Consider the following 22,406-nt stretch of genomic DNA (forward strand, 5'->3'; position numbering starts at 1 on the left):
CCGCTTTAGCCCGGCAACCCTTCAGGTCTGACAGAGGACGACACACCATGAGCGACAGCAAGACACTCACTACTGCCAGCGGCGCACCTGTTGCCGACAACCAGAACTCCCGTTCCGCCGGGCCTCGTGGGCCATTGCTGCTCGATGATTTTCATCTGATCGAGAAACTTGCACACTTCAACCGCGAGAACATCCCCGAGCGCCGCGTCCACGCCAAGGGTTCAGGCGCCTACGGTACCTTTACCGTCACCAAGGACATCACTGGCCTGACCAGCGCCAAACTGTTCTCCGAGGTCGGCAAGCAGACCCCTACGTTTCTGCGGTTCTCCACCGTGGGTGGTGAGCGTGGTTCGGCCGACACTGAACGCGACCCCCGTGGTTTCGCGTTGAAGTTCTACACCGAAGAAGGCAACTGGGACATCGTTGGCAACAATACCCCTGTGTTCTTCATTCGTGACCCGCTGAAGTTCCCCGACTTTATCCACACCCAGAAGCGCCTGGCGCAGAGCAACCTGAAGAGTGCACAGGCCATGTGGGATTTCTGGTCGCACTCGCCCGAGGCGTTGCACCAGGTCACCATTCTGTTCTCCGACCGCGGCATTCCGGATGGCTACCGCTTCATGCACGGCTTCGGCAGCCACACTTACAGCCTGATCAATGCCCAAGGTGAGCGTCACTGGGTGAAATGGCACTACAAGAGCGTACAGGGCATCAAGAACCTTGCCCCGGCCGATGCGGCCCGTATCGCCGGCACTGACCCGGATTACGCTCAGCGCGACTTGTTCCAGGCCATCGAGCGTGGCGATTACCCGCAGTGGCGTGTGTGCATCCAGGTGATGACCGAGGCCCAGGCCAAAGCCCACCGGGAGAACCCGTTCGACGTGACCAAGACCTGGTCGCAAAAGGAATTCCCGCTGATTGAAGTTGGCCTGCTGGAACTGAACCGCAACCCGCTGAACTACTTTGCCGAGGTGGAACAAGCTGCGTTCGGCCCAAGCAACATGGTGCCGGGTGTTGGCCTGTCGCCTGACCGCATGCTGCAGGGCCGTGTGTTCGCCTACGCTGACGCACACCGCTACCGCGTGGGTACCAATCACCAGCAACTGCCGGTGAACGCGCCACGCAGCCCCGTGAACTCCTATCAGCGTGACGGCGCCATGGCGTTCGGCAGCAATGGTGGTGCTGCGCCCAATTACGAGCCCAACAGCTACAGCGATGCGCCCAAGCAGGCCCCGCAATATGCCGAGCCGCCGCTGGCATTGAATGGCGCGGCGGATCGTTACGATCACCGTACTGATCAGGACTACTACAGCCAGGCCGGCGCTTTGTTCCGCCTGATGAACGAGGCGCAGAAGGCCTTGCTGATCGACAACATCGCCAACGCAATGAGTAGCGTTTCCGGCGACGTAATCGAACGTCAGTTGCCGCACTTCTACGCCGCTGACCCGGCTTATGGCGAAGGTGTTGCCCGCGCGCTTGAGAAAAAACGCGGGTAATTCGAAATGGTAAGGAGAACCGCCCTCATTTGGGCGGTTTTCGCTGCCAATCATCCATTTTTCTCCGGTTTTTTGCGATTTTCTGCCTGGTTGTCCGTGACGTCTTGCCCGCCTTGGTTCAAACTATCCACTTTCAAGCAAGGAGATGTAGGGCGATGCAAGGGCACCCGGACGTAATCGATTATCTGAACACGCTGCTGACCGGCGAGCTGGCGGCGCGTGATCAGTATTTCATCCACTCGCGGATGTACGAGGACTGGGGTTTCAGTAAGCTCTACGAGCGCATCAACCACGAGATGGAAGAAGAGGCAGGCCATGCCGATGCTCTGATGCGTCGTATCCTGATGCTGGAAGGCACCCCACGCATGCGTCCTGATGACCTTGAAGTGGGCACCGACGTACCGAGCATGTTCGAAGCCGACCTGCGCCTGGAGTACAAGGTACGTGCCGCGTTGTGCAAGGGCATCGCACTGTGCGAACAGCACCGGGACTATGTCAGCCGCGATATTCTGCGCCAGCAGTTGTCGGACACTGAAGAAGATCACACCTACTGGCTGGAAAAGCAGCTGGGCCTGATCAAGTCCATCGGTTTGCAGAATTACCTGCAGTCGCAGTTCTGACACTGCCTGCAACAGAAAAAGCCCCGGCATCTTGCGATGCCGGGGCTTTTTCGTGCTTGGCTTGTCGGCGCGGCTCCGGTGGGACCTGGTTATGCCTTGTCGCGCTTCAGCAGGGGCTTGAGGTAGTGGCCGGTATACGACTGCTTCATCTCTGCCACCTGTTCCGGCGTGCCGCAACCAATGATCATGCCGCCCTTTGAGCCACCCTCGGGGCCAAGGTCGACGATCCAGTCCGCCGTCTTGATCACGTCCAGGTTGTGCTCGATGACCACCACCGTGTTGCCGTGGTCGCGCAAGCGGTGCAGCACGTCCAGCAGTTGCTGGATATCCGCAAAATGCAGCCCCGTAGTGGGCTCGTCGAGGATGTACAAGGTCTTGCCGGTATCGCGCTTGGACAATTCGCGGGACAGCTTCACCCGCTGCGCCTCACCGCCGGACAAGGTGGTCGCCGACTGGCCGAGCTTGATGTAGGAAAGGCCAACGTCCATGAGCGTCTGCAGTTTGCGCGCCAGGGCCGGAACGGCATCGAAGAACTCGCGAGCCTCCTCGATGGTCATTTCCAGCACCTCATGGATGCTCTTGCCCTTGTATTTGATCTCCAGTGTCTCTCGGTTGTAGCGCTTGCTCTTGCACACGTCGCAGGGCACGTAGATGTCCGGCAGGAAGTGCATCTCCACCTTGATCAGGCCATCGCCCTGGCACGCCTCGCAGCGTCCGCCCTTGACGTTGAACGAGAAACGCCCCGGGCCATAGCCCCGCGACCTTGACTCGGGCACGCCGGCGAACAGCTCGCGAATCGGTGTGAACAGGCCGGTGTAGGTGGCCGGGTTGGAGCGTGGCGTACGGCCGATGGGGCTCTGGTCGATGTCGACGACCTTGTCCAGGTGCTGCAGGCCGTCGCAGCTGTCATGGGCAGCGGCTTCCAGGGTCGTGGCACCATTGAGCGCGGTGGCGCTCAGGGGGAACAGGGTGTTGTTGATCAGTGTCGACTTGCCTGAGCCGGACACGCCGGTGACGCAGGTCAGCAGGCCGATGGGAATTTCCAGGTCGACATTGCGCAGGTTGTTGCCGCGGGCGCCCTTGAGGGTCAACTGCAGCTTCTTGTTGCGCGGCGTACGCTTGGCCGGCACCACGATCTTGACTCGGCCCGACAGGTATTTGCCGGTCAGCGAGTCCGGGTGGTCCATGACCTCCTGGGCGGTGCCTTCGGCGACGATGCTCCCGCCATGCACGCCGGCGCCCGGCCCGATGTCCACCACGTAGTCCGCCAGGCGAATGGCGTCCTCGTCGTGCTCCACCACGATCACGGTGTTGCCGATATCGCGCAGGTGCTTGAGGGTTCCCAACAGGCGGTCGTTGTCCCGTTGGTGCAAGCCAATGGACGGCTCGTCGAGGATGTACATCACCCCCACCAGGCCTGCGCCGATCTGGCTGGCCAGGCGGATACGCTGGGCTTCGCCGCCGGACAGGGTGTCGGCGCTGCGGTCCAGGGTCAGGTAGTCCAGGCCCACGTTGACCAGGAACTGCAGGCGCTCGCGGATTTCCTTGAGAATCTTGTCGGCAATTTCGCCACGGCGGCCGGTCAGTTTCAAACCGTCGAAATAATCAGTGGCATCGCCAATGGGCAGCCCGGTGACGGCTGGCAGGGTCTTCTCGCCCACCCACACATGCCGCGCTTCGCGACGCAGGCGGGTACCACGGCAGTCCGGGCACGGCTGGGTGCTGAGGAACTTGGCCAGTTCTTCACGCACCGTGGCCGACTCGGTCTCGCGATAGCGGCGCTCCAGGTTGGGCACGATGCCTTCGAAGGGGTGCGAGCGCTTGACGATATCGCCACGGTCGTTGAGGTACTTGAAGTCGACGTTCTGGCTGCCGCTACCGTGAAGCAGGATCTTCTGCTTGTCGGCGGCCAATTCGTTGAACGGCTTCTCAAGGCTGAACTTGTAATGGGACGCCAGTGAACCGAGCATCTGGAAGTAATAGACGTTGCGCCGGTCCCAGCCGCGTATGGCGCCCTCGGCCAGCGTCAGTTCGCCATTGACCAGGCGCTTGGCGTCGAAGAACTGCTTCACGCCCAGGCCGTCGCAGGTGGGACACGCACCGGCCGGGTTGTTGAAGGAGAACAGCTTGGGTTCCAGCTCGCTGATGGCGTGACCGCAGATCGGGCAGGCGAAGCGCGCGGAGAAGATCATCTCCTCGAACGGCTCCTCGTCCATCGACGCTACCAGTGCAATGCCATCCGCCAGCTTCAGCGCGGTCTCGAATGATTCGGCCAGGCGCTGCTGCAGGTCTTCGCGAACCTTGAAACGGTCCACGACCACTTCGATGGTGTGCTTTTTCTGCTTGTCGAGCTTGGGCAGTTCGTCCAGCTCGTGCAGGCGGCCGTTGATGCGTGCCCGTACGAAGCCCTGGGCGCGCAGCTCCTCGAATATCGCCAGGTGCTCACCTTTGCGCTCGCGGATGACCGGGGCCAGCAGCATCAGCTTGCTGCCTTCGGGCTGGGCCAGCACCAGGTCGACCATCTGGCTGACGGTCTGGGCTTCCAGCGGAATATCGTGGTCCGGGCAGCGGGGCGTACCTACCCGCGCATACAGCAGGCGCAGGTAGTCGTAGATTTCGGTGATGGTGCCCACGGTGGAGCGCGGGTTGTGGGAGGTCGATTTCTGCTCGATGGAAATAGCCGGCGACAGACCTTCGATGGTGTCGACGTCGGGTTTTTCCATCATCGACAGGAACTGGCGGGCATAGGCCGACAGCGACTCGACATAGCGGCGCTGCCCTTCGGCATACAGCGTGTCGAACGCCAGCGATGACTTGCCGGAGCCGGACAGCCCGGTGATCACGATCAGCTTGTCCCGTGGCAGGGTCAGGTCGATGTTCTTCAGGTTGTGGGTTCGAGCCCCACGAATCAGGATCTTGTCCAAGAGTGGCCTCGCACGGCGGGCGTAAACACAGGAGTATAAGGCCAAATACTGGATGGATGCACACTATTGGATGACATCCCTGATGCCATACATGACAACTGCGCGGCAAAGCGTCGCCATATACCCCCTCTATCGATGGGACTGGTAGAATCGCCGCCGGTTCACACGAGGTTTTTCCATGCACGATCTCCACAGCGAACGCATGAGTGGCAGCGAGACCCGCGCAGCCGGCGGCCTGGCCCTGGTGTTCGCCTTCCGTATGCTGGGCATGTTCATGGTGCTGCCGGTCCTGGCCACTTATGGCATGGACCTGGCCGGAGCCACGCCGGCCCTGATTGGTTTCGCCATCGGCGCCTACGGCCTTACCCAGGCTTTCCTGCAAATTCCGTTCGGTATCATTTCCGATCGTATCGGCCGTCGGCCGGTGATCTACATTGGCCTGGTGATCTTCGCCCTGGGCAGCCTGCTGGCGGCGCACGCCGACTCCATCTGGGGGGTGATCGCCGGGCGCGTGCTGCAAGGCGCAGGGGCAATTTCCGCGGCGGTCATGGCGTTGCTGTCTGACCTGACCCGCGAACAGCACCGTACCAAGGCAATGGCCACCATCGGCATGAGCATTGGCGTCTCGTTCGCCGTGGCCATGGTGGTCGGCCCGCTGGTGACGCGCATGTTCGGCCTGTCGGGGCTGTTCATCGTGACCGCGGTGATGGCCCTGGTGGGCATCGGGCTGATCGCCTTCGTGGTGCCCAACGCCTCCAGTCACTTTACTCACCGAGAGTCGGGTGTAGCGCGCAAGGCCTTGCTGCCCACGTTGAAGCATCCGGACCTGTTGCGTCTGGACGCGGGCATCTTCGTGCTGCACGCCATCCTCATGGCCAGCTTCGTGGCGTTGCCGTTGGCATTGGTGGAGCGGGCGGGGCTGCCGAAGGAACAGCATTGGTGGGTGTACCTGACCGCCTTGCTGGTATCTTTTTTCGGGATGATTCCGTTCATCATTTATGGTGAAAAAAAGCGCAAGATGAAGCGAGTCCTCATAGGGTCCGTTTCCGTCTTGATGCTCACAGAGCTGTTTTTCTGGGCGTTCGGGTACACCCTGAGCGAACTGGTGGTTGGCATCGTGGTGTTCTTCACGGCGTTCAACCTGCTGGAGGCGTCCTTGCCGTCACTGATCAGCAAGGTGTCGCCGGCCGGTGGCAAGGGCACGGCCATGGGCGTGTACTCCACCAGTCAGTTTCTGGGGGCGGCGCTGGGCGGTATTCTGGGGGGCTGGTTGTACCAGCATGGCGGCCTTGGCGTGGTCTTTGTCGGATGCGCCGGGCTGTTGGCGATTTGGCTGGCCATAGCTGTTACTATGCGTGAACCACCATATGTGACGAGCCTGCGCTTGCCGCTGTCGCCCGAAGCGCTGCGCGAAGCGGGGCTGACCGAGCGCCTCAAGGCCGTACCAGGTGTGACAGATGCAGTGGTGGTGGCAGAAGAAGCCGCCATCTATATCAAATTGGACACAGAAATTTTGGATCGTGCATCCCTGGAGCGCCTGGTCAATCCGGCCCCAGAGACGTGCCAAGCCTAGGAGAACGTTATGGCCCGTGGGGTTAACAAAGTCATTTTGGTCGGTACTTGCGGTCAGGATCCTGAAGTGCGCTACCTGCCCAACGGCAACGCGGTCACCAACCTGAGCCTGGCGACCAGCGAGCAGTGGACCGACAAGCAGACCAACCAGCGTGTCGAGCGTACCGAGTGGCACCGCGTGTCGATGTTCGGCAAGGTTGCCGAGATCGCTGGCGAATACCTGCGCAAGGGTTCGCAGGTCTACATCGAAGGCAAGCTGCAGACTCGCGAGTGGGAAAAAGACGGCATCAAGCGTTACACCACTGAAATCGTCGTCGACATGCAGGGCACCATGCAGCTGCTGGGCGGCCGTCCACAACAGGGCGACCAGAACCAGGGTGGCAACAACTACCAGCAGTCGGCCCCTCGTCAGCAAGCGCCGCGCCCTCAGCAGGCCGCGCCACAGCAGTCGCGCTCGGCCCCGCAGCAAGCCCCGCAACAGGCCGCGCCACAGCCTGCGGCAGACTTCGACAGCTTCGACGACGATATTCCGTTCTGATCGATGCCCGATGTCATGAAAAAGCCCCTGCATTTGCAGGGGCTTTTCTATTGATGGGTCATGCCAGTCGATTGCGCACCTGCATCAAGGCGAAGCCCAGCAGGTTCAAGCCCTGCCACCGTGCCGGGTCCTCGGCCGCCGGGTCATCCGCGGCCAGGCCTATGCCCCAGATAGCATCCACCGGGCTGGCCTCTACCAGCACCCGATCACCTGTATTCAACAGAAGCATCTTGAGCGCGGGGTTCTGATCGAACTTGTGCAGGTTGGCCGCGACCACGATATCGAACCGCGACGCGAGCCATCGCGCGTCATCGTAGCCTTTCACTTCGCGTCCCAGTTTCTTCGCCAGCGCCGGTGTGGATGCCTTGAGGATGCGGTCGACAATGGCGGAATCGCCGAACAGCCGCGCCTTCTCGGCCATCATGTAGTGCTCGGCCGTGGCGTAGTGGATACCGTCCAGTTCGAACGCGGCCGGGAACCACTGGCTCAGGCAACTGCGGTCCGCCTCACCCGCGACCCGTGGCGTATGCCCCCAGAACGTCAGGTACTTCAAGCGTTCACCGGCTTGAACCCGGGCCAGCAGCCCGCTCATATCAACAATGCCTTGCATGGCTATTTATTCCTTCGCAAACAAACCCGTCAGTGCTGCAGTGCCCGTGACCGATCGCGGCCCCGGCCGCGTCCCAATCACTGCGCCGTATCGGCCAGCCTACCCCGTAGCGCCAAAACATGCCCGGCCAATCGATTGATCCGCGCAGCACAAATCCGCAAAATGCAATACCATGAGCCTCTTGACCGATCGCCACGCGGGCTTGGCCCCGGGCAATCGCTGGCTCACCGAATTCACCGGACTGGACCTGCTGACTCTATGCGAATGCGCCTTATGCTGTTGGGCGGCGGTAATGCCCTTGGGCAAGCGCTGATTCGTCTCGGGGCGGAGGAAGACATCGGCTTCCTCGCTCCGCGCCCGCCGGAAGCCGGCTGGGATGCGGCGAGCCTTACCCAACTGCTCGACGATACCCGCCCCGACGCGTTGATCAACCTTGCCTACTATTTCGACTGGTTCCAGGCTGCGACTGTCAGCGAGACGCGCCTTGCCCAGCAGGAACGTTCTGTCGAGCGGCTGGCCGAACTGTGCCAGCACCACCAGGTGATTCTGGTGCAGCCTTCCAGCTACCGCGTTTTCGATGGCTCCCGAGCCACGGCCTATAGCGAAAAAGACGAGCCGGTGCCCCTTGGCCTGCGCGGGCAGGCACTGTGGCGGATCGAGCAGAGCGTGCGCGCTACCTGCCCGCAACATGTATTGCTGCGCTTCGGCTGGCTGCTGGACGATAGCGTCGACGGTGTGCTGGGACGTTTCCTGACCCGCGCCGAGCAGCCACAGGAAATCTTCCTGGCCGATGACCGTCGCGGCAACCCGACGCCGGTGGATGATGCCGCGCGGGTGATCATCTCGGTACTCAAGCAACTCGATTGTGCCGCGCCGTTGTGGGGTACCTACCACTACGCCGGCAACGAGGCCACCACGCCGCTGGCGCTGGGCCAGGCGGTCATCAGCGAGGCAGCCAGCCTGCACCCGCTGGCGATCGAGGCCCCCACGGCCCAGGCCCATGCCGCGCAACCCGACGCCGCTCAGGAGCCGCAGCACGCCGTGCTGGCCTGCAAGAAAATCCTTCACACTTTCGGGATAAAGCCGCGCGCCTGGCGCTCGGGGCTCCCAAGTTTACTGGACAGATATTACCGACATGGTTGATGCACCTGTTTTGATCACCGGCGGCGCCGGCTTCATCGGCTCCAACCTGGTGGACGCCTTGCTGGAAAAGGGCCACGCCGTCCGTATTCTCGACGACCTTTCCACCGGCAAGCGCAGCAACCTGCCGCTGGACAACCCGCGGGTGGAGCTGATCGAAGGCGATGTCGCCGACGCTGCCCTGGTAGCCCGCGCGGCCCAGGGTTGCAAGGCGGTAGTCCACTTGGCTGCCGTGGCGTCAGTGCAGGCTTCGGTGGACGACCCGGTGCGCACGCACCAGGCCAATTTCATCGGCACCCTGAATGTCTGCGAGGCCATGCGCGTCGCCGGCATCCAGCGGGTGGTGTTCGCCTCCAGTGCTGCCGTTTACGGCAACAACGGCGAAGGTGAGGCCATCGCCGAGGACACCCCCAAGGCGCCGCTGACCCCCTATGCGTCGGACAAGCTGGCGAGCGAGTACTACTTCGATTTCTACCGCCGCCAGCATGGCCTGGAACCGGTGATCTTTCGTTTCTTCAACGTGTTCGGTCCCCGTCAGGATCCGTCCTCGCCGTACTCCGGGGTCATCAGCATCTTCTGTGAACGTGCCCAGCAGGGCATGCGCATCAACCTGTTCGGTGATGGCGAGCAGACCCGCGACTTCATCTACGTGGGTGATCTGGTAGCGGTGCTGGTGCAGGCACTGGAAGCGCAGGGCGTGGAAGAGGGGGCCATCAACGTTGGCCTGAACCAGGCCATGAGCCTCAACCAATTGCTGGCCGAGTTGAAGTCGGTGCTGGGTAGCTTGCCTGAGGTGAGTTACGGCGAGGCACGGCCTGGCGACATCAAGCATTCGCGAGCCGACAACGCGCGCATGCTGCAACGCTTTACCTTGCCGCCCATCACCCCCATGGCCACTGGCTTGAAGCGTCTGCTGGGGCTGTAGAGCGCTTGCCATGCAGGGCCTGGGCCGCCCGGCCCTGCATGCGAGTAAGTCAGAACTTGTAACCCACGCCTACCATGTACACCCATGGGTCGACATCGACGTTCACCTTGGTGCGGCCTACGCCCAGCGCGGTCGGGCCGTCGACGCTGGCCTGGGTGTCGATGTCCACGTACCAGACGGCGGCGTTGAGCATGATGTGGTCGGTCAGCATGTAATCGGCACCCACCTGCGCGGCCCAACCCCAGGAGTTCTTCAGGTTCAGGTTGCTGAAGCCCTGGGCCTTGCGCGCGCTGCTCAAGTCTTCGTCATAGAACCAGGTGTAGTTCAAGCCCAGACCCGCGTAGGGCTGGAACTTGGAGCTGCTGTCCAGCGGGTAGTACTGCAGCGACAGGGTTGGCGGCAGTTGCTTGATGTCGGCCAGCTTGCCGTCCAGGCCCGCGCCCTTCACGCCCACGGTGTGCTGGAAGGGGGTGGCGGCCAGCAGTTCCACGCCCACGTGGTCGGTCAGCATGTAGGCAAAGGCCAGCCCCAGCTGGGTGTCACTGTCCAGGGTCGCCTTGGTACCGGCGACTTTCGCCCCGTCGAGTTTCAGGTTGCCGCTGTCCTCATTGGGGGCGGTGGTGGCAGAGCCCGCGCGGACGATGAAATCGCCGGCCTGGTGAGCGTGGGCAAAAGGCGTGACAAGGGCCAGGCTGAACAGCGAGGCCCCCAGGAGTTTGGTGTTCATCGGGTCTCCATCGGACAAGGGGGAAAAAGCCTTGGCCAATGGTAGGAATGCTCTAGGTCGAGGGTTTTGACCCAGCTCAATAAAACCGTCATTAACCGACGAATTTACTCCGGCAATTCGTAGATATAGATCTTGTCCGCTTCCAGCTGGTAGCCGGCGTCGGCCAGTTCGCTGCTGGACGGCTTGACCCGCAGGGTGCCTTCGACCCAGAACGCCTGGTACAGGTCGTCGAGCTTGACGCCCACCTGGCTGGTCACGTGCACGATCTGGTTGGACGGCGGCGGCGGTACGTGAATGCAGGCGCCGTAGTAGGGCACCAGCAGAAAGTCGGTGGTGCGGCCTTCATCGCTGACTTCCAATGGCACGATAAAGCCGGGCATCTTCACGTTCTGGCCATCCAGCGCCTTGACCACCGGGGCATCGGGTTCCTGCTGCTTCACCGCCGGTGCCGATTCCATGTCGCTGCCCATCTTGGACAGGTCGTGCAGCGGCGTCATTTGCGGGGCCACCTTCGGCGCATCGGGCGGAATCATTTCCGCCCAGGTCAGTTCGCGCGGCGCGGCGGCCCACAGGGTGGGGGATACCAGCAACAGCAGGCACAGCAAAGCGGCTTTCATGTTGGCAAGGCTCACAGGTGAATGGACAGGCCATCGGCCAGTGACTGCCGGTAAGCACGCCAGGCCGGCACGGCGCCCATGACCAGGGCTGCGCCGAGGATAATCCCCAGCAGCGACCATTCATAGGCCGTAGGTGCCGACAGCGGCAGATACAGGCCGTAGTTGGCTTGCACATACCCTTGGGCAGCCGCGATACCGGCATAGAGCAAGGCCACGCCGGCGCCAATGCCACACAGGGCCAACGCGAAGGCTTCCAGGATCAGCAAGCTGGCGATATGCCACGGCCGAGCGCCAACGGACCGCAGTATCGCCATTTCCCGCCGACGCTCGTTGAGGCTGGTGAGGATAGCCGTGAGCATGCCGATCAGGCCAGTCAGTACCACGAACAACGACACCACGAACAATGCCTTCTCCGCGGTGCCCATCAGGCTCCACAACTCTTGCAGTGCTACCCCGGGAAGAATGGCCAGCAATGGCTCGCCCACGAAATCATTGATTTCCCGCTGCAGGGAGAAGGCCGAGATCTTGTTGTTCAGCCCCAGCATCATCGCCGTGATGGCGCTGGGCGTGAGGTCCATGTTGCGCGCCTGGTCGGCGCTGATGCGCCCGGCGCCGCGGGCCGGCACGCCGTTGTGCCAGTCGATGTGGATAGCTTCCATGCCGCCCAGGCTGATGTGCAGTGTGCGGTCCACAGGCGTGCCGGTGCGCTTGAGGATGCCCACCACGGTGAAGGGCTTGTCATCGTGCTTGATCAGGCTGATGGCCGCTGTGCCGTGGGCCAGCACCAGGGTGTCGCCCAACTTGTAATGCAGGGCGTCGGCGACTTCGGCGCCCAGCACCACTTCGAACGGGTCGGTGGCGAAGAAGCGGCCGGCGGCCATCTCCAGGTTCTGGTGGCGGCCGTACTGGTAGTGCTCGAAGTACGACTGGTCAGTGCCCAGCACGCGATACCCCCGGTGCGAATCCCCCAGGGACATGGGAATGGCCCATTTTACCCGGGGATCGTGGGCGTAGTGCTGGAAGCTGTCCCAGCGGATGTTGTTGGTAGCATTGCCGATGCGAAACACTGAGTACAGCAGCAGGTTCACAGAGCCGGAGCGGGCACCGACGATCAGGTCGGTACCGCTGATGGTGCTGGCGAAGCTGTTGCGGGCTTCGGTGCGCACCCGTTCAACGGCCAGCAGCAGGCACACCGACAAGGCAATGGCGAACGCGGTAAGAAATGCCGTGAAGCGGCGGTTGGCCAGGCTGGCGACGGCTAGGCGGAACAGGTACATCAGACTTCCCCTGGGGCAGCGGGGCGCACGGCCCGGTTGAGTTCGGCCAGTGACAGGCTGCGGTCGAACAGGGGTGCCAGGCTCTGGTCGTGGCTGACGAACAGCAGGCTGGAACCGGCGTCGCGGCATTCAGCGAACAGCAGGCGGATGAATGCCTCCCGTGCGTCGTGGTCGAGGGCCGAGGTGGGTTCGTCGGCGATCACCAGTTCCGGCTGGCCGATCAATGCGCGGGCGGCGGCCACGCGCTGCTGCTGGCCGATGGACAGGGTGTCGGCGCGGCGTTCCAACAACGCCGGGTCGCCAAGGCCGAGGTGGGCCAGCAGCGTCGCGGCGGCCTGGTCGATGGTGCCGTAGCGCTGGCGGGCCTTGTCGGCCCGCAGGCGGGAAAAGTGGCAGGGCAGTTCGACGTTCTCGCGTACCGAGAGGAACGGCAGCAGGTTGAACTGCTGGAAGATATAACCGGTATGGTCGACTCGGAAGCGGTCCCGGCGGCCCTGGCTCAGGTCGCTGAGCTCCTGGCCCAGCACCTGAACGCTGCCGCTGACCGGTTTCTGCACGCCGCCCAGCAGCCCCAGCAGGGTCGTCTTGCCACTGCCGCTGGGGCCTTTGAGGAACAGTGTTTCGCCGGCCTGCAATTCAAACGCGGGTATGTCCAGCAATGCCGGTTGGCGCGGCCAGGCGAAATGCAGGTCGCGCAGTTCGATGAGGGCTGTGCTGGCCATCAGAATGTCAGGGCGCTGTTGTCCGGGGTCGCGTCCAGGCCTTTCTGTCCGGCTGGGCCGATCATCTGCACCACGACTTTGTGGGTGGCCGGGAACGTCTTGAACAGTTGGGCGGTGTCCAGGGCCTTGAGCTTGTCTGGCGCGGTGCAGGTCAGCTCGTAGCTCGCATGAATCTCACTGTGGTGGTGCTCTTCACCGGCGGCGTGCTGGTCATGGTCATCGTCGCCATCATCGGCGGGCATCGCATCACCGAACAGCGGGCTTTGCAGGTGTTGGCTGGTCACGCTGCAACCGGCCGCGGCTGGCAGGCCGAACAGGGCCAGGGGTTTTTCCAGCAAGGCATGGGCCTTGGCGACGGCCGCCTTGTCGGCGTCGGTGGTAGCCAGGTGCTCGAAACCGACAATGTTCATGGCCGGGGTTTGCAGTTCCAGAGCCAGGGTCCGGTCGTCCAGAGCGGCGTTGACGCGGGCGGTACCATGTTCATGCGTGCCGAGGCTGCCGTGTTTTACCGTGGTGTCGTCAGCGTGGGCAATGGCCAGTGGCAGCAACGCGAGGGGCAGGGCGAGCAGAAGTCGGCGCATGAAGAAATCCTGGTGGAATTGGGATAATTGTAACGTTATAACAACTTTAAAGTGCCTGCGCCATAAAGCCCCAGATGAAATTTCTATCAGGCGCAATGGGTGGGAGCTGTGGGAACATGGCCATTCGCACCAGAGGAATGACCATGTTACGAATTCGCGGAACCATCGGCGCCTGGCCGGTGGACTTGACCATCGAAATGGATGCCGCCGACTGGCAGCAGCTGGGGGCGCACCTTCAGGTACAGGCCGAGCCCGCCCCTGTGCCCGCCCCTGAAGCGAAGCCGGCCGGGCAGGGCGACGCGCTGTGGCAGACCACCCTCCAACTGGTGGAACAGGCCGGGCAGATCAGCGGCCCCGAATTGCTCGGGCAGCTCGAGGGCCTGGCGGGCAGCACGGCGGCGGGCAAGCGTCTGCTGGTGCGCCTGCGCCATTGCCGTGAAGTGCGGGTGGAAAGCGGCGCTGACGCGCCGCTGTATTGCTGGGTGGGGTAGATCAGTACAGCGCGGCGAACAGCTTGCGGCGGTAGGTGGTCACCAGCGGGTGGTCATTGCCCAGCAGGTCGAACACTTGCAGCAATGTTTTGTGAGCAACGCCTTCGTTGAAGCTGCGGTTGCGCACGAACAGTTTCAGCAGGGCGTCCAGGGCCGCCTCGTATTGCTGGCGGGCGAGCTGCTGGATGGCCAGCTGGAACACGGCCTCGTCGTCGCCCGGGTTCTGCGCGATACGGCTTTTCAGGTCGGCGGCGTCCGGCAGGTCGGCGGCCTGGCGCAGGAAGGTCAATTGCGCCTTGGCGCCGGCGAGCGCGGCCTTGTGCTCGTCGCCCTTGACCGCATCCAGCACGGTCTGTGCTTCAGTCAATTCGTTGCGTTCGGCCAGGCAGCGGGCATACAGGATCAGCGCCTTGGCATTGCTGTTGTCCGCTTGCAGCAGGTTCACCAGCACTTGCTCGGCCTTGGCGTACTGACCCTCGCTGAACAGCGCCTGGGCGGTTTCCAGAGGGTCGGCCTCGGCCGGAGCCGGCATGTGCACATGCGGCTCGAGCATGGCGCGTATTTCTGACTCCGGCCGCGCCTCGGCGAAGCCGTCCACCGGCTTGCCCTCCTTGAACAGCACTACGGTCGGCAGGCTGCGAATGCCGAAGTGGGCGACGATGTCCTGTTCCACATCGCAGTTGACCTTGGCCAGCAGCAGCTCGCCCTGATAACTCTCGGCGATCTTTTCCAACAGGGGCATCAGCACTTTGCAGGGCGCGCACCATTCGGCCCAGAAATCCACCAGTACCGGTTGCTCGAACGACTTGTCGATCACGTCCTGCTGGAAGGTGGCGGTGGTGACATCGAAAATATACGGCGTGGGCTGGCTCATCGTGCATCTCGAAAAAAGCGGTAATGGTTGCACTATAAAGGCTGGCGCCGCTGGCCGAAAGCGCCTCAGCCGCGGCGTGCGTGATAGAGGCTGACGTAGCGGAATTCGTGAGGCTCGGCCAGATCCGGCAGGGTGCAGGCTTCAAGGCGCGCCAGTTGCCGGTAGACCGGGTGGCTGAAATCCCGCACCCGGGAGTCGGCGACCAGCACCTGGTGGCCGCGGCTGAGGAAGTGGTCGAGCAGCGGCAGGTTGGCGCGGTCGTACAGCACGTCGGCCACCAGGATCAGGTCGAAGCGGTCGGCTTCGGCGAAGAAATCGGCGCTGTACCCTAGTGTCACACCGTTGAGCCCGGCGTTCGCTCGGCAGGCATCCAGCGCCAGCGGGTCCAGGTCGCAGGCGACTACTTCAGCGGCCCCGGCCTTCGCCGCGGCGATGGCGGCAACACCGGAGCCAGCGCCGAAATCCAGCACGCGCAGGCCCTCGACCCATTGCGGCTGCTCGGCCAGGTAGCGGGCAAGCGCCAGGCCGCTGGCCCAGCAGAAGCTCCAGCAGGGCGGCTCGTGAAGAATGCGCCGGGTTTCCTCGGGGCTGAATGCCCGGTCCATGTTGTCACCGTCGAGCAGCCACAGGCGAATATCCGTGCCGGGCAGCGCAGTGGGTACCAGACGGGCGTCGCCCAGCAAGTCGCCAAGCGCCTGTTGCAATCCCTTCATGGTGCCTGCAGCAATTGCAGTTGCCCCAGGGACTGGGTAGTGGGTTGGCCAACCGGCACGGCCGGCAGGTGCAGGATCAGAATGCCGGACTGGCTGGCACGCCCGCGCAGTTCGACCCGCAGGTTGCTGGGAAAGGCCTCCGGGTTGAACCGCAGCTGGAAGGGCAGTGGCTTGCTGGTGCCGGTCTGCTTGCTGCTGGCCAGCAGTTTCTGTGGACGGCCGCGCTCATCCACCGCCAACAGTGCCAGTTCTACCTCGGCGCCAGCAGGGGCGCCCAACAGGGTGCCGGTCAGTTCACGCTGGTAGGCGGGCAGCGGGCCCAGGGGTTCGGGCCCGGCTACCGCGGCTTTGGGCGCCGGTGCCACGGGTGCAACGGGTTTGGGCTTATCGCTGCCACAGGCCGCCAACAGGGCGACCAGGCTCAGCAAAACAAGGGGGCGTAGGGGCATTGGCAGATCCATCGCAATAAATTACCTCTGTATACCGCAAAGGCTTTGGCTTGTCTTGCCAGTGGGATGCGCTACCATGGCCCTCCCATTTTTTGTTGCCTGCCACCATGCACTGTCCCTTCTGCGGTGCCAACGACACCAAGGTCATCGACTCGCGACTGGTCGCCGAGGGCGAGCAAGTACGCCGTCGTCGCGAATGCCTGGCCTGCGGTGAGCGTTTCACCACCTTCGAAACCGCCGAACTGGTTTTGCCCCGCCTGATCAAGCAGGACGGCAGCCGCCAACCCTTCGACGAAGAAAAATTGCGCGCCGGCATGCAGCGGGCGCTGGAAAAGCGCCCGGTCAGCGTCGAGCGGCTTGAAGCGGCCCTGGCCCACATCAAGCACAAGCTGCGCGCCACCGGCGAGCGCGAGGTCAAATCGCTGGTCGTCGGCGAACTGGTGATGGCCGAGCTGCAGAAACTCGATGAAGTCGCCTACATTCGCTTCGCCTCGGTGTACCGCCGTTTCCAGGACCTGGACGAATTCCGCGAGGAAATCGATCGCCTGGCCCGCGAGCCGTCCAAGGAGTGATCATGGCCAGCGAGCAAGCCGTCCTCGATGCACATTACATGGCCCGCGCCATCGAGCTGGCGCGCCGTGGCCAGTACACCACCCACCCCAACCCCCGTGTCGGTTGCGTGATCGTGCGCGATGGCCAGGTGGTGGGCGAGGGCTGGCATGTGCGCGCCGGCGAAGGCCATGCCGAAGTGAATGCCTTGCGCCAGGCCGGCGAGCTGGCCCGTGGCGCCACCGCCTACGTCACCCTGGAACCGTGCAGCCACCATGGCCGCACGCCGCCCTGTGCCGATGCCCTGGTCAACGCCGGGCTGGCGCGGGTGGTGGCGGCCATGCAGGACCCCAATCCACAAGTGGCCGGCCGTGGCCTGCGGCGCCTGAATGATGCCGGCATCGCTGTGCACAGCGGTGTGCTGGAAGGCGAGGCGCGGGCGCTCAACCCTGGCTTCCTCAAGCGCATGGAGCATGGCCTGCCGTTCGTGCGGGTCAAGCTGGCCATGAGCCTGGACGGCCGCACGGCCATGGCCAGTGGCGAAAGCCAATGGATCACCGGGCCGGCAGCACGCTCTGCGGTGCAACGCCTGCGGGCACGGTCCAGCGTGGTGCTGACCGGTGCCGACAGCGTGCTGGCTGACGGTGCGCGCATGACCGTGCGTGCCAGCGAGCTGGGCCTGGACCCCGAGGCCACCGCGCTGGCCACTGAGCGGCCGCCGCTGCGAGTGTTGATTGACGGCCGGTTGCGGGTGCCCCTGGACGCACCTTTCTTCCAGGCCGGTTCCGCCCTGGTGGTCACCTGCCCAGGCAGCGGCGCGGCCGCGCGTTATCAGCAGCAGGGCCACGAGCTCCTGGAAATCGCTGGCCCCGGGGGCCATGTCAGCCTTCAGGCGCTGCTTGAAGCGCTGGCGGCCCGTGGTGCCAGCGAGGTCCTGGTCGAGGCCGGGCCCACGTTGGCGGGCGCGTTCGCCCAGGCCGGGCTGGTGGATGAGTACCAGATATTCGTCGCCGCCAAGTTCCTGGGCTCCAGCGCCCGCCCGTTGCTGGACTGGCCGTTGGCCCGCATGAGCCAGGCGCCACACCTTGAAATCATTGAAATGCGTGCCGTGGGAGCTGACTGGCGAGTCATCGCGGTACCTGCCAAGGCGCCAAGCGTATAATTTCAGCCTCGCGCCCAGCGCAGGCCCGGTTCCGTAGGAGGATCCATGTTCACCGGCATTATCGAATCCATCGGCAGCATCCGTTCGTTGACCCCCAAAGGCGGCGACGTCCGTGTTTACGTAGAGACCGGCAAGCTGGACCTTGCCGACGTCAAACTGGGTGACAGCATCGCCGTCAACGGCGTGTGCCTGACGGCCGTCGAGCTGCCGGGCGACGGCTTCTGGGCCGACGTCAGCCGCGAAACCCTGGACTGCACCGCATTTCATGACTTGAAGGCCGGCAGCCGGGTCAACCTGGAAAAGGCTCTGACGCCAAGCTCGCGCCTGGGTGGCCACCTGGTCAGCGGCCACGTCGACGGTGTTGGCGAAGTGGTCTCGCGTGAAGAAAACGCCCGTGCCATCCAGTTCCGTGTCCGTGCCCCCAAAGAGCTGGCCAAGTACATCGCCCACAAGGGCTCGATCACCGTCGACGGCACCAGCCTGACCGTGAACGCCGTCGATGGCGCCGAGTTCGAATTGACCATCGTTCCGCACACCCTGGCCGAAACCATCATGGCCGACTACCGCGCTGGCCGTAAGGTCAACCTGGAAGTGGACCTGCTGGCCCGTTACCTGGAGCGCCTGCTGCTGGGCGACAAGGCCGCCGAGCCATCCAGCGGTGGCATCAGCGAAAGCTTCCTGGCCGCCAACGGTTACCTGAAGTCCTGACATAGGGGGTGCCGCGTGGCGCTCAACACGATTGAAGAGCTGGTGGAAGATATCCGCCAGGGCAAGATGGTCATCCTCATGGATGACGAAGACCGGGAAAACGAAGGCGACCTGATCATGGCCGCCGAATGCTGCCAGGCCGAGCACATCAACTTCATGGCCAAGCACGCCCGTGGCCTGATCTGCATGCCCATGACCCGCGAGCGCTGCGAGTTGCTCAAGCTGCCGTTGATGGCGCCGCGCAACGGTTCAGGTTTCGGTACCAAGTTCACCGTGTCCATCGAAGCCGCCGAGGGCGTCACCACCGGCATCTCCGCCGCCGACCGCGCGCGTACCGTGCAAGCGGCCGCTGCCAGGGACGCCAAGGCTGAAGACATCGTGAGCCCAGGCCACATCTTCCCGCTGATGGCTCAGGCCGGCGGTACCCTGGCCCGTGCCGGCCACACCGAGGCCGCCTGCGACCTGGCGCGCATGGCCGGTTTCGAGCCCAGCGGCGTGATCTGCGAAGTGATGAACGACGACGGCACCATGTCCCGTCGTGCCGAACTGGAAGCCTTCGCCGCCGAGCACGGCATCAAGATCGGCACCATCGCCGACCTGATCCACTACCGCATGATCCACGAACGTACCGTTCAGCGGATTGCCGAGCAGCCGCTGGACAGCGAGCTGGGCCAGTTCAACCTGGTCACCTACCGCGATTCGGTGGAAGGCGACGTGCACATGGCCCTCACCTTGGGCACTATCTGCGCCGAGGAGCCGACCCTGGTACGGGTGCACAACATGGACCCGCTGCGCGACCTGCTGATGGTCAAGCAGCCTGGCCGCTGGAGCCTGCGGGCCGCCATGAGCGCGGTTTCCGAGGCCGGCAGCGGCGTGGTGCTGTTGCTGGGCAACCCGGTGGACGGCGATGTGCTGCTGGCCCATATCCGTGAAACCGGCGACAGCGCGCCGGCGAAAAAACCGACCACCTACAGCATCGTCGGGGCCGGTTCCCAGATCCTTCGCGACCTGGGCGTGCGCAAGATGCGCCTGATGAGTTCGCCAATGAAGTTCAATGCGATATCCGGATTCGATCTGGAAGTAGTAGAATACGTGCCCTCCGAATAAACACCGGTAAAAGGGTCGCCAGATTGCCAGGCCAGCGCTATGGTTTTCAGTGACCCCGTACGTGCTTGTTCGTGAACCATTACCCCCATAGGACGCCCCTGGCGTCCTTGCTCTTTAAGACGAGACTCACCCGAATGACCCTGAAGACCATCGAAGGTACCTTCATTGCCCCCAAAGGTCGCTATGCCCTGGTGGTTGGCCGTTTCAACAGCTTCGTCGTCGAAAGCCTGGTGAGCGGTGCCGTTGACGCCCTGGTTCGCCACGGTATCAGCGAAAGCGACATCACCATCATTCGCGCTCCGGGCGCCTTTGAAATTCCGCTGGTGGCCCAGAAAGTCGCTCAGCAGAGCGAGTACGACGCGATCATCGCCCTGGGCGCGGTCATTCGTGGTGGCACCCCGCACTTCGAATACGTGGCTGGCGAATGCACCAAGGGCCTGTCCCAGGTGTCCATGGAGTTTGGCGTACCGGTGGCCTTTGGCGTGCTGACCGTCGATTCCATCGAGCAGGCCATCGAGCGTTCCGGCACCAAGGCAGGCAACAAGGGCGCCGAAGCTGCCCTGTCCGCCCTGGAAATGGTCAGCCTGCTGTCGCAGTTGGAGGCCAAGTGATTTCCGACGAAAGCGATCGTTTCAACCCGCGCGATCCAAAACCTGCGGATGCTGGCAAGCCTTCCAAGAGCATGAAGCGTCGTGAAGCCCGCAAGCTGGCGACTCAAGCCCTGTACCAATGGCACATGGCAAGCCACTCGCTGAACGAGATCGAAGCCCAGTTCCGGGTCGACAACGATTTTACCGACGTCGATGGCGCGTACTTCCGCGAGATCCTGCACGGCGTTCCCGCCAGCAAGAGCGAGATCGATGCCGTGCTCACGCCGTGCATGGACCTGGCCCTGGAAGAGCTGGACCCTGTTGAACTGGCTGTCCTGCGCCTGTCCACCTGGGAGCTGCTCAAGCGTGTCGACGTGCCGTACCGCGTGGTCATCAACGAGGGTATCGAGCTGGCCAAGGTCTTCGGTTCCACCGACGGCCACAAGTTCGTCAACGGTGTGCTGGACAAGGTAGCGCCGAACGTTCGCGCCGCCGAAGTGAAGGCTTTCAAGCGCTGATTCGCGCGCTTGCAGACCATGGGCGAGTTTGAGCTGATCCGACACTTCTTCGCCGCCGCGCCCTGTGCGCAGGGCGGTGACGGGGTGGCGCTCGGCATTGGCGATGACTGCGCCCTGCTGGCCTTGCCAGCCGGCCAGCAGTTGGCCGTGTCGACCGACACCCTGGTGGCCGGGGTGCATTTCCCCGACCCCGCAGACCCCCTTCTGCTCGGCCAGCGCGCGCTGGCGGTGGCAGCCAGTGACCTGGCGGCCATGGGCGCTTCCCCACTGGGCTTTACCCTGGCGCTGACCTTGCCGTCGGTGGCCGAAGGCTGGCTGCAGCCGTTTGCCGAGGGCCTGAACCGCATGGCCCGGCAATGTGGCCTGAGCCTGATCGGCGGGGACACCACCCGTGGGCCGTTGAGCCTGACCGTTACCGTGTTCGGCGCTGTACCCGTCGGGCAGGCGCTGCTGCGCAGTGGCGCCCAGCCGGGCGACCTGCTGTGCGTGGGCGGGGTGTTGGGTGATGCCGCTGGCGCCTTGCCGCTGGTACTGGGCCAGGCCCAGGCGCACGACGGGATGGCCGGGCCGTTGCTGGCCCACTACTGGTCCCCACCGCCGCAATTCGGCCTGGGCCTGGCCCTGCGCGGCAAGGCCACCGCCGCCATGGATATCTCCGACGGCCTGCTGGCTGATTGCGGGCATATTGCCTCGGCCTCCGCCGTGGCGCTGGCGCTGGAGCTCGAGGCCTTGCCGCTGTCGGATGCGCTGGTGGCGTTTTGCGGCCGCGAAGGCGCGCAGAACGCGGCGCTCACCGGGGGGGATGACTACGTGCTGGTGTTCAGCCTGCCGCCCCGGCACCTTGACAGCCTGCGGGCCGATGGCTGGCCGATTCATGTGGTGGGCCAGGTACGCGCGGGGCAGGGCGTCAGCCTGCTGGACGGCGCCGGCCGCGACATCACCCCGGTTGTGCGGGGCTACCAACATTTTCGGGAGACACCGTGACACACCCCTCCAACCAGGCCCTGGAAGAGAACGCAGTTCCGTCGGTGTGGCGCAACCCCTGGCATTTCATGGCCTTCGGCTTCGGTTCCGGTACGCTGCCCAGGGCGCCCGGTACCTGGGGGTCATTGGTGGCCATCCCGTTCATGCCCCTGTGGCAGATGCTGCCCGGCTGGGGCTACTGGCTGATGCTGGGCATCACCCTGCTGTTCGGCTTCTGGCTGTGCGGCAAGGTGGCGGACGACCTGGGGGTGCATGACCACGAAGGTATCGTCTGGGACGAAATGGTGGGCATGTGGATAACCCTGTGGCTGGTGCCCCAAGGGTGGGAATGGCTGCTGGTGGGTTTTCTGCTGTTCCGTTTTTTCGACATACTCAAACCCTGGCCGATCAGTTGGGTCGACCGGCATGTGCACGGGGGCCTGGGCATCATGCTCGATGACGTCCTGGCCGGCGTGTTCGCCTGGCTGGCCATGCAGGCGGTAGTCTGGGGGTGGCACTTCGTTTGACAGGGA

The 22,406-nt window shown here is 63.7% G+C and carries 25 protein-coding genes; 15 read left to right on the forward strand and 10 right to left on the reverse strand.

From position 1 onward, the window contains the following. Nucleotides 1-47: 47 nt before the first annotated feature. Both QBK88_RS23740 and bfr read left to right on the forward strand, forming a co-directional pair. The gene (locus QBK88_RS23740; RefSeq protein WP_277963926.1) at nucleotides 48-1,496 is read left to right on the forward strand and encodes a catalase; all 1,449 of its coding nucleotides are present in this window, start codon (nucleotides 48-50) and stop codon (nucleotides 1,494-1,496) included. 155 nt (nucleotides 1,497-1,651) lie between these two features. Continuing rightward, nucleotides 1,652-2,116 carry a bacterioferritin gene (gene bfr, locus QBK88_RS23745; RefSeq protein ID WP_268147917.1) on the forward strand — a complete coding sequence of 155 codons (465 nt, stop codon included), beginning with the start codon at nucleotides 1,652-1,654 and terminating at the stop codon, nucleotides 2,114-2,116. An 89-nt stretch (nucleotides 2,117-2,205) separates the two neighbouring features. Here bfr and uvrA read toward each other — a convergent pair whose 3' ends face one another. Next, nucleotides 2,206-5,040, reverse strand: a complete 2,835-nt coding sequence (gene uvrA, locus QBK88_RS23750) for an excinuclease ABC subunit UvrA (protein ID WP_277963927.1) — start codon at nucleotides 5,038-5,040, stop codon at nucleotides 2,206-2,208. Nucleotides 5,041-5,218: 178 nt separating this feature from the next. Between uvrA and QBK88_RS23755 the strand changes: the two genes are divergently transcribed. After that, the gene (locus tag QBK88_RS23755; protein WP_277963928.1) at nucleotides 5,219-6,613 is read left to right on the forward strand and encodes an MFS transporter; all 1,395 of its coding nucleotides are present in this window, start codon (nucleotides 5,219-5,221) and stop codon (nucleotides 6,611-6,613) included. Between the two features lie 9 nt (nucleotides 6,614-6,622). Further along, on the forward strand, nucleotides 6,623-7,150 hold the full coding sequence (locus tag QBK88_RS23760; RefSeq protein WP_268147923.1) for a single-stranded DNA-binding protein: 528 nt from the start codon (nucleotides 6,623-6,625) through the stop codon (nucleotides 7,148-7,150). Nucleotides 7,151-7,208: 58 nt separating this feature from the next. Here the strand turns inward: QBK88_RS23760 and QBK88_RS23765 are convergent, their stop codons facing one another. Further along, nucleotides 7,209-7,760 carry an NADAR family protein gene (locus QBK88_RS23765; RefSeq protein ID WP_277963929.1) on the reverse strand — a complete coding sequence of 184 codons (552 nt, stop codon included), beginning with the start codon at nucleotides 7,758-7,760 and terminating at the stop codon, nucleotides 7,209-7,211. 258 nt (nucleotides 7,761-8,018) lie between these two features. Here QBK88_RS23765 and QBK88_RS23770 point away from each other — a divergent pair, with 258 nt between their 5' ends. Continuing rightward, nucleotides 8,019-8,903, forward strand: a complete 885-nt coding sequence (locus QBK88_RS23770; RefSeq protein WP_268147927.1) for a sugar nucleotide-binding protein — start codon at nucleotides 8,019-8,021, stop codon at nucleotides 8,901-8,903. After that, nucleotides 8,896-9,825, forward strand: coding sequence for an NAD-dependent epimerase/dehydratase family protein (locus QBK88_RS23775; RefSeq protein WP_268147929.1), 930 nt, complete (start codon nucleotides 8,896-8,898; stop codon nucleotides 9,823-9,825). The genes QBK88_RS23770 and QBK88_RS23775 overlap by 8 nt, the downstream gene beginning before the upstream one ends. 49 nt (nucleotides 9,826-9,874) lie before the next feature. On the opposite strand, the gene QBK88_RS23780 is transcribed toward QBK88_RS23775, so the two are convergent. The 5 genes from QBK88_RS23780 to QBK88_RS23800 form a co-directional block, all read right to left on the reverse strand. Continuing rightward, entirely contained in the window at nucleotides 9,875-10,552 is a 678-nt protein-coding gene (locus QBK88_RS23780; protein ID WP_268147931.1) for an OmpW/AlkL family protein, read from the reverse strand. A 104-nt stretch (nucleotides 10,553-10,656) separates the two neighbouring features. After that, on the reverse strand, nucleotides 10,657-11,169 hold the full coding sequence (locus tag QBK88_RS23785; protein ID WP_268147933.1) for a DUF3299 domain-containing protein: 513 nt from the start codon (nucleotides 11,167-11,169) through the stop codon (nucleotides 10,657-10,659). Nucleotides 11,170-11,180: 11 nt separating this feature from the next. Further along, on the reverse strand, nucleotides 11,181-12,446 hold the full coding sequence (locus QBK88_RS23790) for an ABC transporter permease (RefSeq protein WP_277963930.1): 1,266 nt from the start codon (nucleotides 12,444-12,446) through the stop codon (nucleotides 11,181-11,183). Further along, nucleotides 12,446-13,168 carry an ABC transporter ATP-binding protein gene (locus tag QBK88_RS23795; protein ID WP_277963931.1) on the reverse strand — a complete coding sequence of 241 codons (723 nt, stop codon included), beginning with the start codon at nucleotides 13,166-13,168 and terminating at the stop codon, nucleotides 12,446-12,448. Before QBK88_RS23795 ends, QBK88_RS23790 begins: the two co-directional genes overlap by 1 nt. Then, entirely contained in the window at nucleotides 13,168-13,749 is a 582-nt protein-coding gene (locus QBK88_RS23800; protein ID WP_277963932.1) for a DUF2796 domain-containing protein, read from the reverse strand. Before QBK88_RS23800 ends, QBK88_RS23795 begins: the two co-directional genes overlap by 1 nt. Before the next feature lie 143 nt (nucleotides 13,750-13,892). On the opposite strand from QBK88_RS23800, the gene QBK88_RS23805 reads away from it, so the two are divergent. Then, nucleotides 13,893-14,240 carry a hypothetical protein gene (locus QBK88_RS23805; protein ID WP_268147941.1) on the forward strand — a complete coding sequence of 116 codons (348 nt, stop codon included), beginning with the start codon at nucleotides 13,893-13,895 and terminating at the stop codon, nucleotides 14,238-14,240. A 1-nt stretch (nucleotide 14,241) separates the two neighbouring features. On the opposite strand, the gene trxA is transcribed toward QBK88_RS23805, so the two are convergent. The 3 genes from trxA to QBK88_RS23820 form a co-directional block, all read right to left on the reverse strand. Further along, the gene (gene trxA, locus QBK88_RS23810; protein WP_268147943.1) at nucleotides 14,242-15,114 is read right to left on the reverse strand and encodes a thioredoxin; all 873 of its coding nucleotides are present in this window, start codon (nucleotides 15,112-15,114) and stop codon (nucleotides 14,242-14,244) included. 65 nt (nucleotides 15,115-15,179) lie between these two features. Then, nucleotides 15,180-15,827, reverse strand: coding sequence for a 50S ribosomal protein L11 methyltransferase (locus QBK88_RS23815; protein ID WP_277963933.1), 648 nt, complete (start codon nucleotides 15,825-15,827; stop codon nucleotides 15,180-15,182). Continuing rightward, nucleotides 15,824-16,276 (reverse strand): YbaY family lipoprotein, encoded by a 453-nt coding sequence (locus QBK88_RS23820; protein ID WP_277963934.1) that lies wholly within the window; start codon nucleotides 16,274-16,276, stop codon nucleotides 15,824-15,826. Before QBK88_RS23820 ends, QBK88_RS23815 begins: the two co-directional genes overlap by 4 nt. Before the next feature lie 107 nt (nucleotides 16,277-16,383). On the opposite strand from QBK88_RS23820, the gene nrdR reads away from it, so the two are divergent. The 8 genes from nrdR to QBK88_RS23860 all read left to right on the forward strand — a co-directional run bounded on the left by nrdR (nucleotide 16,384) and on the right by QBK88_RS23860 (nucleotide 22,400). Next, the gene (gene nrdR, locus QBK88_RS23825; RefSeq protein ID WP_158152613.1) at nucleotides 16,384-16,848 is read left to right on the forward strand and encodes a transcriptional regulator NrdR; all 465 of its coding nucleotides are present in this window, start codon (nucleotides 16,384-16,386) and stop codon (nucleotides 16,846-16,848) included. Between the two features lie 2 nt (nucleotides 16,849-16,850). Next, on the forward strand, nucleotides 16,851-17,987 hold the full coding sequence (gene ribD, locus QBK88_RS23830) for a bifunctional diaminohydroxyphosphoribosylaminopyrimidine deaminase/5-amino-6-(5-phosphoribosylamino)uracil reductase RibD (RefSeq protein WP_277963935.1): 1,137 nt from the start codon (nucleotides 16,851-16,853) through the stop codon (nucleotides 17,985-17,987). 45 nt (nucleotides 17,988-18,032) lie between these two features. After that, on the forward strand, nucleotides 18,033-18,695 hold the full coding sequence (locus QBK88_RS23835) for a riboflavin synthase (protein ID WP_268147951.1): 663 nt from the start codon (nucleotides 18,033-18,035) through the stop codon (nucleotides 18,693-18,695). 15 nt (nucleotides 18,696-18,710) lie between these two features. Then, entirely contained in the window at nucleotides 18,711-19,802 is a 1,092-nt protein-coding gene (gene ribBA / locus QBK88_RS23840) for a bifunctional 3,4-dihydroxy-2-butanone-4-phosphate synthase/GTP cyclohydrolase II (protein WP_277963936.1), read from the forward strand. A gap of 134 nt (nucleotides 19,803-19,936) precedes the next feature. Beyond that, nucleotides 19,937-20,413 (forward strand): 6,7-dimethyl-8-ribityllumazine synthase, encoded by a 477-nt coding sequence (ribH, locus tag QBK88_RS23845; RefSeq protein ID WP_158152609.1) that lies wholly within the window; start codon nucleotides 19,937-19,939, stop codon nucleotides 20,411-20,413. Then, nucleotides 20,410-20,910, forward strand: coding sequence for a transcription antitermination factor NusB (gene nusB / locus QBK88_RS23850; protein WP_277963937.1), 501 nt, complete (start codon nucleotides 20,410-20,412; stop codon nucleotides 20,908-20,910). The genes ribH and nusB overlap by 4 nt, the downstream gene beginning before the upstream one ends. Nucleotides 20,911-20,928: 18 nt before the next feature. Further along, nucleotides 20,929-21,894, forward strand: coding sequence for a thiamine-phosphate kinase (thiL, locus tag QBK88_RS23855; RefSeq protein WP_277963938.1), 966 nt, complete (start codon nucleotides 20,929-20,931; stop codon nucleotides 21,892-21,894). Further along, complete coding sequence (locus tag QBK88_RS23860; RefSeq protein ID WP_277963939.1) at nucleotides 21,891-22,400, forward strand: phosphatidylglycerophosphatase A family protein; 510 nt, start codon at nucleotides 21,891-21,893, stop codon at nucleotides 22,398-22,400. Before thiL ends, QBK88_RS23860 begins: the two co-directional genes overlap by 4 nt. The last annotated feature ends 6 nt before the right edge of the window (nucleotides 22,401-22,406 follow it).

It is taken from the genome of Pseudomonas sp. RIT-To-2, from assembly GCF_029623465.1.
In the GTDB taxonomy this organism is placed as follows: Bacteria; Pseudomonadota; Gammaproteobacteria; order Pseudomonadales; family Pseudomonadaceae; genus Aquipseudomonas; species Aquipseudomonas silvicola.

Bases quoted from the DNA above. Each gene is read 5' to 3' on its own strand.
- trxA (WP_268147943.1), bottom strand. From the start codon at position 15,114: ATGAGCCAGCCCACGCCGTATATTTTCGATGTCACCACCGCCACCTTC.
- QBK88_RS23775 (WP_268147929.1), top strand. From the start codon at position 8,896: ATGGTTGATGCACCTGTTTTGATCACCGGCGGCGCCGGCTTCATCGGC.
- ribH (WP_158152609.1), top strand. From the start codon at position 19,937: ATGACCCTGAAGACCATCGAAGGTACCTTCATTGCCCCCAAAGGTCGC.
- QBK88_RS23790 (WP_277963930.1), bottom strand. From the start codon at position 12,446: ATGTACCTGTTCCGCCTAGCCGTCGCCAGCCTGGCCAACCGCCGCTTC.
- QBK88_RS23795 (WP_277963931.1), bottom strand. From the start codon at position 13,168: ATGGCCAGCACAGCCCTCATCGAACTGCGCGACCTGCATTTCGCCTGG.
- QBK88_RS23770 (WP_268147927.1), top strand. From the start codon at position 8,019: ATGCGAATGCGCCTTATGCTGTTGGGCGGCGGTAATGCCCTTGGGCAA.
- QBK88_RS23780 (WP_268147931.1), bottom strand. From the start codon at position 10,552: ATGAACACCAAACTCCTGGGGGCCTCGCTGTTCAGCCTGGCCCTTGTC.
- QBK88_RS23835 (WP_268147951.1), top strand. From the start codon at position 18,033: ATGTTCACCGGCATTATCGAATCCATCGGCAGCATCCGTTCGTTGACC.
- QBK88_RS23755 (WP_277963928.1), top strand. From the start codon at position 5,219: ATGCACGATCTCCACAGCGAACGCATGAGTGGCAGCGAGACCCGCGCA.
- QBK88_RS23765 (WP_277963929.1), bottom strand. From the start codon at position 7,760: ATGCAAGGCATTGTTGATATGAGCGGGCTGCTGGCCCGGGTTCAAGCC.
- QBK88_RS23760 (WP_268147923.1), top strand. From the start codon at position 6,623: ATGGCCCGTGGGGTTAACAAAGTCATTTTGGTCGGTACTTGCGGTCAG.
- nrdR (WP_158152613.1), top strand. From the start codon at position 16,384: ATGCACTGTCCCTTCTGCGGTGCCAACGACACCAAGGTCATCGACTCG.
- ribD (WP_277963935.1), top strand. From the start codon at position 16,851: ATGGCCAGCGAGCAAGCCGTCCTCGATGCACATTACATGGCCCGCGCC.
- QBK88_RS23800 (WP_277963932.1), bottom strand. From the start codon at position 13,749: ATGCGCCGACTTCTGCTCGCCCTGCCCCTCGCGTTGCTGCCACTGGCC.
- QBK88_RS23805 (WP_268147941.1), top strand. From the start codon at position 13,893: ATGTTACGAATTCGCGGAACCATCGGCGCCTGGCCGGTGGACTTGACC.
- QBK88_RS23820 (WP_277963934.1), bottom strand. From the start codon at position 16,276: ATGCCCCTACGCCCCCTTGTTTTGCTGAGCCTGGTCGCCCTGTTGGCG.
- QBK88_RS23785 (WP_268147933.1), bottom strand. From the start codon at position 11,169: ATGAAAGCCGCTTTGCTGTGCCTGCTGTTGCTGGTATCCCCCACCCTG.
- bfr (WP_268147917.1), top strand. From the start codon at position 1,652: ATGCAAGGGCACCCGGACGTAATCGATTATCTGAACACGCTGCTGACC.
- thiL (WP_277963938.1), top strand. From the start codon at position 20,929: ATGGGCGAGTTTGAGCTGATCCGACACTTCTTCGCCGCCGCGCCCTGT.
- QBK88_RS23815 (WP_277963933.1), bottom strand. From the start codon at position 15,827: ATGAAGGGATTGCAACAGGCGCTTGGCGACTTGCTGGGCGACGCCCGT.
- QBK88_RS23740 (WP_277963926.1), top strand. From the start codon at position 48: ATGAGCGACAGCAAGACACTCACTACTGCCAGCGGCGCACCTGTTGCC.